17 protein-coding genes are annotated in these 12524 nt (G+C 29.2%); 15 read left to right on the forward strand and 2 right to left on the reverse strand.

Features of this window, described 5'->3' with window-relative positions:
• Positions 1-471 precede the first annotated feature (471 nt).
• The 10 genes from EDC18_RS00635 (at position 472) to EDC18_RS00685 (ending at position 7538) form a co-directional block, all read left to right on the forward strand.
• Positions 472-1311: a transporter substrate-binding domain-containing protein gene (locus EDC18_RS00635; protein ID WP_132249220.1), complete on the forward strand. Its 840-nt coding sequence runs from the start codon at positions 472-474 to the stop codon at positions 1309-1311.
• A 172-nt stretch (positions 1312-1483) separates the two neighbouring features.
• The gene (locus EDC18_RS00640; RefSeq protein WP_132249222.1) at positions 1484-2155 is read left to right on the forward strand and encodes an amino acid ABC transporter permease; all 672 of its coding nucleotides are present in this window, start codon (positions 1484-1486) and stop codon (positions 2153-2155) included.
• Positions 2156-2157: 2 nt separating this feature from the next.
• Positions 2158-2901, forward strand: a complete 744-nt coding sequence (locus tag EDC18_RS00645) for an amino acid ABC transporter ATP-binding protein (protein ID WP_442929333.1) — start codon at positions 2158-2160, stop codon at positions 2899-2901.
• 95 nt (positions 2902-2996) lie between these two features.
• A complete protein-coding gene (locus EDC18_RS00655) occupies positions 2997-4382 on the forward strand; it encodes a hypothetical protein (protein ID WP_165878404.1) in 1386 nt (461 codons plus the stop codon).
• A 68-nt stretch (positions 4383-4450) separates the two neighbouring features.
• Positions 4451-4621 carry a hypothetical protein gene (locus tag EDC18_RS00660; protein ID WP_165878410.1) on the forward strand — a complete coding sequence of 57 codons (171 nt, stop codon included), beginning with the start codon at positions 4451-4453 and terminating at the stop codon, positions 4619-4621.
• Positions 4622-4791: 170 nt separating this feature from the next.
• A complete protein-coding gene (locus EDC18_RS00665) occupies positions 4792-5124 on the forward strand; it encodes a hypothetical protein (RefSeq protein ID WP_132249230.1) in 333 nt (110 codons plus the stop codon).
• Positions 5108-5797, forward strand: a complete 690-nt coding sequence (locus EDC18_RS00670) for a TIGR01906 family membrane protein (protein ID WP_165878411.1) — start codon at positions 5108-5110, stop codon at positions 5795-5797. The genes EDC18_RS00665 and EDC18_RS00670 overlap by 17 nt, the downstream gene beginning before the upstream one ends.
• Before the next feature lie 9 nt (positions 5798-5806).
• Positions 5807-6706: a DUF2953 domain-containing protein gene (locus EDC18_RS00675; RefSeq protein WP_132249234.1), complete on the forward strand. Its 900-nt coding sequence runs from the start codon at positions 5807-5809 to the stop codon at positions 6704-6706.
• Positions 6707-6750: 44 nt separating this feature from the next.
• On the forward strand, positions 6751-7128 hold the full coding sequence (locus tag EDC18_RS00680; protein WP_341472689.1) for a GerW family sporulation protein: 378 nt from the start codon (positions 6751-6753) through the stop codon (positions 7126-7128).
• A gap of 131 nt (positions 7129-7259) precedes the next feature.
• Positions 7260-7538, forward strand: coding sequence for a hypothetical protein (locus tag EDC18_RS00685; RefSeq protein ID WP_132249238.1), 279 nt, complete (start codon positions 7260-7262; stop codon positions 7536-7538).
• Positions 7539-7604: 66 nt separating this feature from the next.
• Here EDC18_RS00685 and ychF read toward each other — a convergent pair whose 3' ends face one another.
• Both ychF and EDC18_RS14425 read right to left on the reverse strand, forming a co-directional pair.
• Positions 7605-8702, reverse strand: coding sequence for a redox-regulated ATPase YchF (ychF, locus tag EDC18_RS00690; protein ID WP_132249240.1), 1098 nt, complete (start codon positions 8700-8702; stop codon positions 7605-7607).
• 108 nt (positions 8703-8810) lie between these two features.
• Positions 8811-8981, reverse strand: a complete 171-nt coding sequence (locus EDC18_RS14425) for a hypothetical protein (protein WP_165878412.1) — start codon at positions 8979-8981, stop codon at positions 8811-8813.
• Between the two features lie 349 nt (positions 8982-9330).
• On the opposite strand from EDC18_RS14425, the gene lgt reads away from it, so the two are divergent.
• The 5 genes from lgt (at position 9331) to EDC18_RS00715 (ending at position 12523) form a co-directional block, all read left to right on the forward strand.
• Positions 9331-10188, forward strand: coding sequence for a prolipoprotein diacylglyceryl transferase (gene lgt, locus EDC18_RS00695; protein WP_132249242.1), 858 nt, complete (start codon positions 9331-9333; stop codon positions 10186-10188).
• A 30-nt stretch (positions 10189-10218) separates the two neighbouring features.
• On the forward strand, positions 10219-10377 hold the full coding sequence (locus EDC18_RS00700; RefSeq protein ID WP_132249244.1) for a Spo0E family sporulation regulatory protein-aspartic acid phosphatase: 159 nt from the start codon (positions 10219-10221) through the stop codon (positions 10375-10377).
• Positions 10378-10618: 241 nt separating this feature from the next.
• Entirely contained in the window at positions 10619-11050 is a 432-nt protein-coding gene (gene mraZ / locus EDC18_RS00705; protein WP_132249246.1) for a division/cell wall cluster transcriptional repressor MraZ, read from the forward strand.
• A 9-nt stretch (positions 11051-11059) separates the two neighbouring features.
• Entirely contained in the window at positions 11060-11995 is a 936-nt protein-coding gene (gene rsmH / locus EDC18_RS00710; RefSeq protein ID WP_132249248.1) for a 16S rRNA (cytosine(1402)-N(4))-methyltransferase RsmH, read from the forward strand.
• A 21-nt stretch (positions 11996-12016) separates the two neighbouring features.
• A complete protein-coding gene (locus EDC18_RS00715; RefSeq protein ID WP_132249250.1) occupies positions 12017-12523 on the forward strand; it encodes a hypothetical protein in 507 nt (168 codons plus the stop codon).
• Position 12524: the final 1 nt, after the last annotated feature.

Consider the following 12524-nt stretch of genomic DNA (forward strand, 5'->3'; position numbering starts at 1 on the left):
TTTCTAACAAAGTTAGAAAAAGCTTGATGCCAAGAACAAAACTATATTTGGAAAATAAAAAAGGTTTTAATGTAAAATTATATAATTTATTGCAATAAAAACAGTTGTAAATATGAACTTCTTTTTTAAGAATAAAAGTTTGAAAATTAAATTAAAAGAATTATTTTGATTATACAAATATCTTTTATTGATGACTTTGTAATCTTAATGGTGGCGGTGGACTAATAAAAATCATTAGATTTTATCATGCTTCAACTCCATAATTAGCGAACACATAGTAATGCGAATTGAAGAGGAATTATTTAATAAGTGGATGCAATTAAATGTATTAAATATTAAAAAAATAGAATTAGGCAATGCAAAAACAATTAAAAGAATAATAAATTAGAATATTTCGTAATTTACTTTTTTTACAACGTATACTATAATTGTATTGGTAACTGAAAAAAATAATAAAATCAGGAGGGTGTTATGAATATTAAAAAAATTACTGTATTAGTATTAAGTATTGCATTAATTATTTTCTCGTTAACAGGGTGTTCTGAAGATGGATATGTAGTAGGTGTTACAACGGGAACAACTTATGGCGATGTGGCCCAAACCTATTCTAATGTTAAGGATGTAAGATTTTTAGATGATGATACATATACTTTAAGAGAGTTGGCAGAAAACAGAGTAGATGCTGTTATCAGTGATCGCTTATTGGCATTGGATGCTATGGAAAATGGGAATTTTGGTAACCTAGAATTGGCTGGTGATGTTATTTACGCTGAAACAATCGCAGTTGCTATTAGAAAAGGTGATGATGCTTTAAGACAAGCAATTAATGAAGCACTATATGAAATAATAGAAGATGGAACATATGAGGCGATTAGTACAAAATACTTTGGTAGAAATATTTTAGATGGTTTTGATTATGAAGAAACTTTTCCAAACGAAGCACCAGCAACTGATGGTAGTCTAGAAAGGATTCTAGAAGCAGGAGAGATTACATTTGCCATGAGCGGTGGTTACAGACCATTTAATTACTATGAAAGAGAAGAATTAACTGGTTTTGATGTTGAAATTGGTCAAGAAGTTGCCAACAGATTAGGAGTTGCTTATACACCAATTACAACAGATTGGAGTGGTATTATCGAAGGGTTAAGAAGTGGAAGATTTGATGGTATTTTTGGTAGTATGGCAATAACAGATGAACGTTTAGAAGTTGTAGATTTTACAAATCCTTATTATTACTCAGGAGCTCAAATTATTGTAAGAGAAGGATCTGAGATTAAAGGTGAAAGAGATTTAGGTGATAAAAAGGAATAAATAGTAAAAAAATATAATTGTATACAATATTTTTATGAGATAGGAAACTTCATTTGAGGAAAAACTAAGGGCATTAGATTTTCTTTCAGTGAAAAAAGGTTAATATAGCCTGTTTTTACTGGTTATATGAAGTTTCCTATCTTGCTAAAAGCAAAAGTGGAGGTGGTTTGATTTGGATAGAAGATTTGAGTTTTCGGTGATTTTCGAAGATTTTAGTATATTTATTCCTGCAGCAATTGAAACAATAAAAATATCATTTGCTTCAATAATACTTGGTGTTCTAATAGGTTTTATAATTGCTCTTTTAAAACTTTCAAAATATAAAATTATTAATATTCCTGCAAGTATATACATTGGACTAATAAGAGGAACACCAATTTTAGTACAGCTGTTAATTCTTTATTATGGACTAACTAATTTTATTAGACTAGATCCATTCCCGTCAGCGGTGATTGCATTTGGTGTACATAATGGGGCATATATAGCAGAGATATTTAGAGGGGCGATTCTTTCTATCGATCATGGTCAGCGAGAAGCAGCTAGATCTTTGGGAATGACAAAAGATCAAGCCTTTAAACGTGTTGTATTTCCACAAGCCTTAAAAAGAGCGGTTCCACCATTAGGAAATCAATTTATTATAGCAATAAAAGATTCTTCTTTAGCCAGTGCAATTGCAATTAGAGAATTGTTAATGCAAGCAAGACAATTGGGGTCATCTACTTTTAATACTCTAGAGTACTTAATTATTGCAGCGATATATTATTTAATCATTACTTTATCCCTGAGTTTTGTGGTTAAAAAGGTTGAAAAAAGATTGGCTGTAAGCGATAGAGGGAGGCATTAATAATGACTAATGAATTAAAAACAATGGTTAAAATGGAGCACATACATAAAAGTTTTGGTAAATTAAAGGTACTCTTAGGTGTTAATTTAACAGTCTATGAAGGCGAAGTTGTTGTTATTATTGGCCCAAGTGGTTCAGGTAAGAGTACTTTATTAAGATGTATTAATTTTTTAGAAAGAAGCCAGAAAGGAAATGTATATATAAATGGAAAAATCGTAGAAAGAAAAGAAAGAGCCATTAATGCAATGAGACAAAATGTGGGAATGGTTTTTCAGCATTTCAATCTATTCCCTCATATGACAGTTTTAGAAAATGTTATAGAAGGTCCAACCCAAGTTAAAAAAATTCCAAAAAAAGATGCTGTGATAACAGGCGAAGCAATATTAGAGAAGGTTGGGCTCTTAGATAAAAAAGATATATACCCTGTAATGTTATCTGGGGGTCAAAAACAAAGGGTTGCTATAGCAAGAGCCCTTGTAATGAATCCTAGTATTATGTTGTTTGATGAACCAACTTCTGCACTAGATCCAGAATTGGTTGGAGATGTATTAGCTGTTATGAAAGATTTGGCACAAGAAGGAATGACCATGGTTGTTGTTACCCATGAGATGGGCTTTGCCAAAGAAGTAGCAGATAGGGTTATTTTTATGGATGAAGGAATAATTGTAGAAGAAGGCACACCGGAAGAGATATTTGATAGACCTTCAGAAATCAGAACCAAAGAGTTTTTAAGCAAAATTTTATAGAGAATCTCTTGAAAACGCCCTCTAGAAACGTTGACTTTAAATAAATACAATGATAAAATAATGAACAAAATAGGAGCGTAGAGAGGAATTGAATTATGGAACTAGATTTAAAAAGAGCTAAGAAGCATTTAGGAAAAGGGGAGAATGTACAAGAATCCCTTTCTATAATAATCAAGGATCAGATAAATGCTTACAATGAATATGCTATGATTAATTTTGCTTTTGAATATATAGTGTTTACAGAGAAAAAAAATGATTATTTAACAGAGGACAATTTTAAAACAATATCGAATCAAATATTTAGTATTGTCCAAAAAGGCATTATTGAAAGAAAAATAGACAATGGAACTATTGATGAAATACATGCTCTAAGAGAAGACGTTGCTTCTAAATTAGAACTTCTAACCGTTTATGCAGATGAAGTAGAAATGTATGAATATATCATCAATAGACAAGAAAATCTAGACGTTAAGATAGTGGACTCATTAGAAGGTTTTGCTAAAGAGGTAGTTTCATTTATCTTTTCTACAAAGGATAATGTGATTATTAATCAAAGATTAAAAGATGTTTTAGGCCAGTTGCCAATGAGGCTTACTAAAACCAAGTTTTTTGATTATATTCATAATAGCCTTAAAATATATAAAGGATCAAAAACAGTAAAGTTAACAGATACATTGGATTTATTAGAAAAAATTTACTCTCCTGAATTGGCAGAGGGGTATGGTGAACACTTTAATGACATTCTAGAACTTCTAAATGAAATTAAAAAAAATACTAAAGAAAATCCAGATGATGAAGGCGTTACAGTAATTAATAACTATCTAAAACAAATTGGTGGAAAATTAGAAAATACAATTAATGGCTACATAGACTTAATGCAAATTATCAACTTGATATATTCTCAGTTATTATGTTTAGAAGAGGATGTCCAAATTAATAAGAATGCTTTTAATATTATTAAAGAAGCCCATAAATACTATATGTCAGAGGACAATGTAGATGTCTATGAAAATGTTATAAATGACCTACAAACATTAGAAGGTAAGCAAGATCAAATTAATTATCATATTATTAAGAATGAAAGCTTTGTAGAATTAGGATCAGGGCAATATAAGGACACTATTTGTGGGACTAATCTAGAAAATATAATAAATAAAATTAGTAAAATAGCTTTGTTGAATTCATCAAGTTTTTACTCAGATTTAGAAGAAAAAACCATTGATGAAGAAGTATTAGATGATGTAAAAATTTATAAAATGGTTGAAGCTTTTTTGAAAAAATTAGAGATAAAGATTGGTGAAGATGATATTTTAGTTAGAAGGGCTAAGATGAGTAAGGTCATATCTCATTTACCAGTTTCCTTTAGTAGTGCAAAAGAAGTATATGAGTATATATTATTTGCATTAAACCAGTGTGGTAATGAAAAGGAAAAAGCAGCAACTCTTAAACTAATTAAACTTATTATGGAAGATAAGGATTAAAATGATTAAAAAAATTCCCATTGGCCATACTATTACTATCTATGAAAAATGAGAAAGAGGGTTGTCAAATGGAGAATAAAAACTTTGATAGATTATTAGAAGATTACAGAAATGCTTCAGTAGAAGATAAAATCGATATGTATTGTTCAACAACTGATTTATCTGAAGAACAATATATGGTGCTATTAAGGAACTTTCCAAGGAGCGAAATGAAAAAATTAGAAAGAGCTTTATCATAAACAGGCAAATTTTGCCTGTTTTTTTAAAACAAAATAAGCAAGATATTTGATGATTTTTTAGAATTGATTTAATTTCCCTTTTTTAGAGTATAAGTGTAGAATAAAATCCTTGTAATATATATAAAATTTGATATACTTAAAGTATATTTGTCAATTAAAGGGTGTAGAGATTGATGTGGTATGAATCTATTTATTATAGTGACAACATAAAAGAAAAAGAAAAAAATAAAATAATAAAAAAAATCAATAAAAATAAATACCCTAAAGACATTTATTGTTTATGTCTTACTAATAAGGTTAATTTTCAATTAGAAATATTGGAGACAAAGGAATTAAAAAAAGAGAAAGAAAAAATGGATTTAAAAATCATTGGGATTGCAAAAGGTAAGGAAGAAGCCTTTGAATTAACCAAAATAATCGTACAAGAAATATATGAAAAGACAAGGAAAGTTATTTTTAAAGAATACTTTAAGTTTGGAGAGCATAATGAAAAGGTTTGTTAACAATTTAATAGGTATCATAACAGGAATTTTATTTCTTAATATAATATTTTTTACTTCTATACAAATCATTGCATATAATGATGCTTATTATAGTTGGCACTATAGCCATTATAATATAATGGAAGATACTAATATTGAAAAAGAGGATTTAATGTTTATAACAGATGAAATGATTGCTTTTTTAAAAGGGCAAAGACATGATTTGGTTATTCCATTAGGTGTAGGCAATGAAGAAGTTTTTGGTGAACGTGAAAAATTACATATGGAAGACGTTCAAATATTGTTTCTTCAAGGTCATAAAATAAGAAATTATAGTCTTATTTTATTTATCACTATAATATTATTAAGTATTTTATTAAAGAAAAAAATGTTGGCAATACTTATGAGATGGATACAATATGTCATTGGTGGATTTATAAGTATTATAGTTGTACTTAGCATTATTATAAGTACAAATTTCAATTATTTTTTTACAGTGTTTCATGAGCTGTTTTTTGATAATGATTTATGGCTATTAGATCCAAGAACAGATTTACTTATCAATATGGTGCCTTTACAATTTTTTATTAATACATCATTGTTAATAGGTATAGTATTTTTAATAATGTCTATAATTTCTATAATCCTAATATATTCCATTAGAAAAAGCGAATGGTTAATTAAAAATACATAAGGTGAGAAAATGTTATCTATTCTTTTAACAATTTTAAAATATATCTTTTTAACAGTAATGTGGATCATTGTAGTGTTATTAATTACACTATTAGTATTATTATGTATTATTTTATTTGTGCCAATTAAATACAAAGTAAAAGCAAGTTACTTTGATGATATTTTTGTCAGTAGATCTAGAGTTACTTGGCTTTTTAATATAATCAATATCTCTATTGCTCAAGATAGTAATAAGACAGATATAATTACAAGGATATTTGGGTTTAGACTGAGGAAAAAAGTTAATAATAAAGAAACAAAAGAAGAATTGAAAAGAAATATTAAAGAAAAAGAAGAAGCTTATAAAGAAACCATAAAAGAAGAAGTCAGAGAAGAGGTTAAAAGAGATTTACACATAGATGAAGAAGTAGATACAAAATATATAAAAAAAGAGTGTAAATTAGAAAAAGATATTGATAATAAGTCAAAAGTAAAGGCTGAAAAACTTAAAAAGAAGAAAGTGAAAAAACAAAAAAAACCTAATAAAGACTTGTCTTTGTGGGAACAAATAAGAGAAAAGATAAATAAAGGAAAAGCTTTTATATCAGATGAAAAAAACAAGAGTGCCATAAAGAAGATTTATAATTCAATCAAAAGAATATTTAAAAAGTTGGCACCTAATAATATAAAATTATATTTACAAATAGGTACAGGAGACCCTGCATTAACAGGTTATGTTTTGGGAATACTAAGCTTTCTTTATATTATAAAAAGTAAGGATATTAATTTAGAAGGCAATTTTGATGAAAAAATTATAAAAGGCACAATTGATATAAAAGGTAAAATCTACCTTGTGACAATAGTTATAGAAGCTATAAAGCTTTTAATAGATAAAAATGTGAGAAGATTGGTTCTTAGTAAAAATGTCTAAAAAAACATCTTAAAAAGAATAAAGTAATAAAAAGGAGGATTTGTATGGAATCAAATTTTAAAAAGACGGTGGATTCATTATTTGTTGGAATGGAAAGTTTCTTAACAACTAAAACTGTAGTAGGTGAAGCCATTCATATTAATGATACAATTATATTACCATTAGTTGATGTAAGTTTTGGTGTAGGAGCTGGGGCATCAGATGGTGCAGGAGAAAAACACGGTGGCGGAGGTGGAGGATTAGGCGCTAGAATTACACCAAGTGCCATATTAGTAATCCAAAACGGTCAAACAAAACTTGTAAATGTTAAAAATCAAGATGGTTTAACTAAAATTCTTGATATGGTCCCAGATTTAATGGAAAAAATAAAAATTAAAACAGGTAAAAAAGCAGAAGAATGCGAGGAAGAAGAAGTAAAATAAAGCACTAAGAATTCGTTCTTGTATTTATTCAATTCCCAACAGTATATCTAACTTTACTGTTGGTTATGATAAGAAAGTAATAGCACTTTACTTAACAAATTGAATTCTAAATATAAGGATGAGGTGTTTGTATGCTTAATAGTATATATGAAGAACGACAGCGACAAGACGATAAATATCATATTTCATTATCATTATCTAGAGAAGAATATAGTGCCATATATGGTCAAGATATCTCAAAAAGTAAAGCACAAGAAATTGTAGAAGAATATTTACAATGGAAAGAAGACGATGGACGACCTGACAATATTACTATTTTTGATTACCCAGAAAGTGATATTATAAATATAGAATTAGATTTGCATTATTTAGGAAATGACCATACTGGATATGAAAATGGAACAAAGTGACAGCTTTACTGTCCTATAAAATATAAAAAAGGTGACTTAGTCACCTTTTTTGTATTTAAAAACCTATTAAACATTGAATCTAAATAATATAACATCCCCATCTTGAACCACATATTCTTTGCCTTCAAGACGAACCAACCCTTTTTCTTTTGCAGAAGTGTAATTACCACAATTTATAAGATCGGTATAAGCAACGATTTCTGCACGAATAAACCCACGTTCAAAGTCGGAATGGATTTTACCTGCAGCACCAGGTGCTTTTGTACCTTGAGTAATTGTCCAAGCTCTTGTTTCTTTTGGTCCAGCAGTCAAATAACTAATTAATCCTAGTAAGGAATAACTGGCCTTTATTAATTTATCAAGACCAGAGTCCGTTATTCCTAGATCTTCTAAGAACATTTTCTTCTCGTCTTCGTCTAATTCAGCGATTTCTTGTTCGATTTTTGCACATATAACAAATACTTTAGAGCCTTCATTTGAAGCAAACTCTCTAACCTTAGCTACATACTGATTTTCCATGCCATCTGTTATGAGATCTTCTTCAGTTACATTTGCCCCGAAGATGACAGGTTTAAAAGTTAATAAATTTAAAGAATTGACAAAATCTTTTTCGCTATCGTCATTTGTTTCAAAACTTCTAGCTGGTTTTTCTGACTCAAGGTGGTCTTTAAGTCCATTAAGAATCATTAGTTCTTTGGCTAGTCCTTTATCGGTTTTAGCACCTTTAGCCGTTTTTTGAATTCTTCTATCTAAGATTTCAATGTCTGAAAAAATAAGCTCTAAATTAATAGTTTCAATATCTCTAATAGGATCTACAGAACCTTCAACATGAACAACATTTGTATCTTCAAAACAACGCACCACATGAACAATGGCATCTACTTCTCTAATATTAGATAAAAATTGATTCCCAAGTCCTTCTCCTTTAGAAGCACCTTTTACAAGGCCAGCAATATCAACAAATTCAATTGTGGCAGGCAATACTTTTTCAGAATTATATAGATTACTTAGATTTTTTAATCTTTCATCAGGAACAGATACAATTCCTATATTCGGATCTATTGTGCAAAATGGGTAGTTTGCAGATTCAGCACCTGCTTTAGTAAGGGAATTAAATAGCGTGCTTTTACCTACATTAGGTAAACCTACAATTCCTAGTTTCATAAATTTAACATCCTTTCATAAACAACTTATCATTTAGTAATAATAATTACTCTATGTAAACAGAATATTGACGATATACTAGTAATAGCATACCGTCAATAGTTTTGTTTATTTTCTTCTTAATGCAAGTCCAATTATCAAGCCCTTAAGTAAGGCAATTAAAGCTATAATGACTGTGGTTTTTCTAAAATCCAATTCAATTGAGGCATGCTCACTAACTGGGCTATGAATTTCCCTTTGAGCACATCTATAATGACGTCTATTTCTTTGGTGTGGCATATAAAAGACCTCCTTTATTATAGATTTTATTTTAAATTATAATAGTGATAGTGTACCACAAAACAAATAAAAATAAAAGTTTTAATAAAAAATATAATTTTTATTGTGTTTTAGTTGGAGAACCAAATTTATTTACCGACCAAGTACAGTGATAAAAGGACATCATACTTATTTAAACGATTCTTGTAGAAGGAACAAACTGATTTTAATTAGGACTCCTGAAAGTGAGTTGAAATGTAACGAAATTACTTTGTTTATAAATAAAAACAAAAAATAACAAGAAATGAATTGATTTTTATTTTTTTTTTGTTAAAATAAGGTAGAGTTTCAAAAAAAAGGAGGAATATTAATGAATGCTTCGGATATTATATTTCCCCATTTAGGAATAGATATTAAAAATTTGAATCCTCAAGTTTTTGATTTGTTTGGCGTTACAGTGTATTGGTATGGGTTGATTATAGCTATGGGCATTTTAGCAGGTTTACTAATAGCACAAAATGAAGCTAAAAGAACCAATCAAGATCCAAATATATATATTGATTTTTTAATGTATGCACTTATCGCTTCTGTTATTGGGGCAAGATTATATTATGTTATTTTTTCTTGGGAAGAATACAGACATAATTTGTCAAAAATATTTTCATTAAGAGAGGGAGGGCTTGCAATCTATGGCGTAATTATTGCGTCCATTATCACATTGGTGATTTATACAAAAAAGAAAAAATTGTCCTTTTTTGTATTAGCTGATACTGCTTCTTTAGGTCTTTTAGCTGGACAAGCTATTGGGCGATGGGGGAATTTCGTAAACAGAGAAGCATTTGGAGGCTATACGGAATCTTTATTTGCTATGATGATTAAGAAATCAGATGTGAATTATATTCCACTTGAATTAATGGATACCATTAAAATAATAGATGGTGTTGAGTATTTACAAGTACAACCTACGTTTTTATATGAATCCCTTTGGAACATAGGTCTTTTGCTTTTTCTTTTGTATTGGAGGAAGAAAAAGAAATTTACAGGTGAAATTTTTGCTTTTTACATTTTAGGCTATGCATTAGGAAGATTTTGGATTGAAGGTTTAAGAACAGATCAACTATTAATATACGGTACAGCCATCCCTATTTCTCAGGTTATTGCATTGATTTCAGCTACGCTTGCATTAGTATTTATTGTATTTATGAGGAAAAAAAGCTATAACACCTAACTGTTAATGATTATTGTTGGAGGTAGTTAGATGAATTTTATTAACAACACAAATAATATTGAGGTATTACGTAAAAAGCTCCATAAGCTTATTGAAGATAATGCCAGTTATGAAGAAATTTATCAAGTGAGTATAGAGCTTGATAATGAAATTGAAAAATATATAATGCCTTTAGAAAGGGCTAATTAGCATTTTAGATATAATTGAAGTAAATTAAATAGGGTGCTTGAATTATTTGACTTTTTTCGACAAATTAAATAATTGTTATAATATAGATAGATAGATTTAGGATAATCTATCTATTTTTTTATTTTTCTATTGCAAGTTAGAAGTAAATAATATATTATATGGTTATAAGTGGTGCAAAGTGGTAGAGAGTGGTAGTAAATGGGTTAAAAAGTGGTAAATGTGGAATGCGCAGGTGAAGCCAATGTTTATGGGAGAATATAAGCATACAATTGATGAAAAAGGCAGATTGATAGTCCCTTCAAAGTTTAGAGACATGTTGGGGGATACTTTTGTTGTAACAAAAGGCCTAGATAATTGTTTGTTTATATATCCAGAACAGGAATGGCAAGCTTTTGAAGAAAAATTAAAAAATTTACCTGTAGCTAATAAAGGCGCAAGAAAATTTACTAGATTCTTTTTAGCAGGAGCCAATCAATGTACCGTTGATAAACAAGGAAGAATATTAGTGCCTAATAATTTAAGAGAGTTTGCTTGTCTAGATAAAGAAGTAATCCTTATTGGTGTTTCAAATCGTATAGAAATTTGGAGTAAAGATAATTGGAATACATATAATAATGATGATGACATCGATATGGATGATATTGCAGATCAAATGGCAGATTTAGGTATCTAGGAGGTAATTATGGAATTTAAACATATATCTGTATTATTAGAAGAAACGATAGAAGGTCTTAATATTAAACCTGAAGGCATATATGTAGATGGAACGCTAGGTGGCGGTGGACATGCTATTGAAATATGTAAGAGATTAGATGAAAATGGTAAATTAATTGGATTAGATCAAGATGAAGAAGCCATTAAGGCGAGTACTATTAGATTAAATGAATATAAATCTATTGTTTCACTTAATAAGTCTAATTTTATGTATATGGCAGAAGTATTAAATAAAGAAAACATTAAAGGTGTAGATGGAATTGTTTTGGACCTAGGTGTTTCCTCACATCAAATAGATAGAATAGAAAGGGGATTTTCCTATAACTCAGATGCCCCTTTAGATATGAGGATGGATAGAGATCAGCCCAAAACAGCGAAAGATATCGTTAACGATTACGACGAAGAAAAATTATATAGAATTATTAAAGATTATGGGGAAGAAAGATTTGCTAAAAGTATAGCGAGAAACATTGTTAAAGAAAGAACAAATGGTGTGATAGAAACGACTACAGAATTGGTTGAGATAATAAAAAAATCTATGCCAGCAAAAGCAAGATATGCAAGTGGACATCCTGCCAAACGTACATTTCAAGCAATAAGAATTGAATTAAATAAAGAGTTGGAAGTTTTAAAAGAAACTCTAAATACCATGGTTGATTTACTTAATGAAAAAGGAAGAATTTGTATAATTACGTTTCATTCTCTAGAAGATCGAATTGTAAAAAACATTTTTAGAGACAATGAGCATCCTTGTACTTGTCCAAGAGAATTTCCTATATGTGTATGTAATAAGAAATCCAAAGGAAAAGTAATTACTAGAAAACCTATTTTACCATCTGAAGATGAGATGGAATTTAATACGAGGGCAAAAAGTGCAAAGCTAAGAATTTTTGAGAGGGTATAAAATAATGTGGTGGGTGATAATGTGGAGGTTAGAAGAGGAGAAAAGAATAGAAAATATTATGTAGATGGTAATTTAGCTAGACCATTACACGTCGTTGAGGAAAAAGTACAACACAGTAATGTATTTGTAGAAAAGAGAAAATTAAGAAAGAGAAATAATTATCTTGGCTACAAAATAACATTAACCTGTACTATTTTAATGACTTTGTTTATGTGTGTCTTTTATTTAAGCAAGGAGCTATCTGTATCATCCCAAAGAAATTTAATCGTAAGATTAGAAAATCAGTACAAACAAATTGTGAATGAAAATGATATGCTTATTGGTCATACAATGCCAAAATGGGATTTAGATGAAATTTATGTAATTGCAACCAATGAATTGGGGATGATTCATCCAGCTGGTGAACAAGTTATTTTTTATAATCAAGAATCAGTGAGTTATATGAAACAATTTGCTCAAGTGCCTATGGAAGAACAGCAACAAAATCAACTAACAAATCTTGTGGGCTTTATGTTTAAAGGTTGGTGAT

Origin of the sequence: Natranaerovirga pectinivora, assembly GCF_004342165.1 — a bacterium.
GTDB lineage: Bacteria > Bacillota > Clostridia > Lachnospirales > DSM-24629 > Natranaerovirga > Natranaerovirga pectinivora.

Coding starts and splice junctions, on each gene's coding strand:
- EDC18_RS00635 (WP_132249220.1), top strand. CDS start 472: ATGAATATTAAAAAAATTACTGTATTAGTATTAAGTATTGCATTAATT.
- EDC18_RS00645 (WP_442929333.1), top strand. CDS start 2,158: ATGACTAATGAATTAAAAACAATGGTTAAAATGGAGCACATACATAAA.
- EDC18_RS00655 (WP_165878404.1), top strand. CDS start 2,997: ATGGAACTAGATTTAAAAAGAGCTAAGAAGCATTTAGGAAAAGGGGAG.
- EDC18_RS00660 (WP_165878410.1), top strand. CDS start 4,451: ATGGAGAATAAAAACTTTGATAGATTATTAGAAGATTACAGAAATGCT.
- EDC18_RS00670 (WP_165878411.1), top strand. CDS start 5,108: ATGAAAAGGTTTGTTAACAATTTAATAGGTATCATAACAGGAATTTTA.
- EDC18_RS00675 (WP_132249234.1), top strand. CDS start 5,807: ATGTTATCTATTCTTTTAACAATTTTAAAATATATCTTTTTAACAGTA.
- EDC18_RS00680 (WP_341472689.1), top strand. CDS start 6,751: ATGGAATCAAATTTTAAAAAGACGGTGGATTCATTATTTGTTGGAATG.
- EDC18_RS00685 (WP_132249238.1), top strand. CDS start 7,260: ATGCTTAATAGTATATATGAAGAACGACAGCGACAAGACGATAAATAT.
- ychF (WP_132249240.1), bottom strand. CDS start 8,702: ATGAAACTAGGAATTGTAGGTTTACCTAATGTAGGTAAAAGCACGCTA.
- EDC18_RS14425 (WP_165878412.1), bottom strand. CDS start 8,981: ATGCCACACCAAAGAAATAGACGTCATTATAGATGTGCTCAAAGGGAA.
- lgt (WP_132249242.1), top strand. CDS start 9,331: ATGAATGCTTCGGATATTATATTTCCCCATTTAGGAATAGATATTAAA.
- EDC18_RS00700 (WP_132249244.1), top strand. CDS start 10,219: ATGAATTTTATTAACAACACAAATAATATTGAGGTATTACGTAAAAAG.
- mraZ (WP_132249246.1), top strand. CDS start 10,619: ATGTTTATGGGAGAATATAAGCATACAATTGATGAAAAAGGCAGATTG.
- rsmH (WP_132249248.1), top strand. CDS start 11,060: ATGGAATTTAAACATATATCTGTATTATTAGAAGAAACGATAGAAGGT.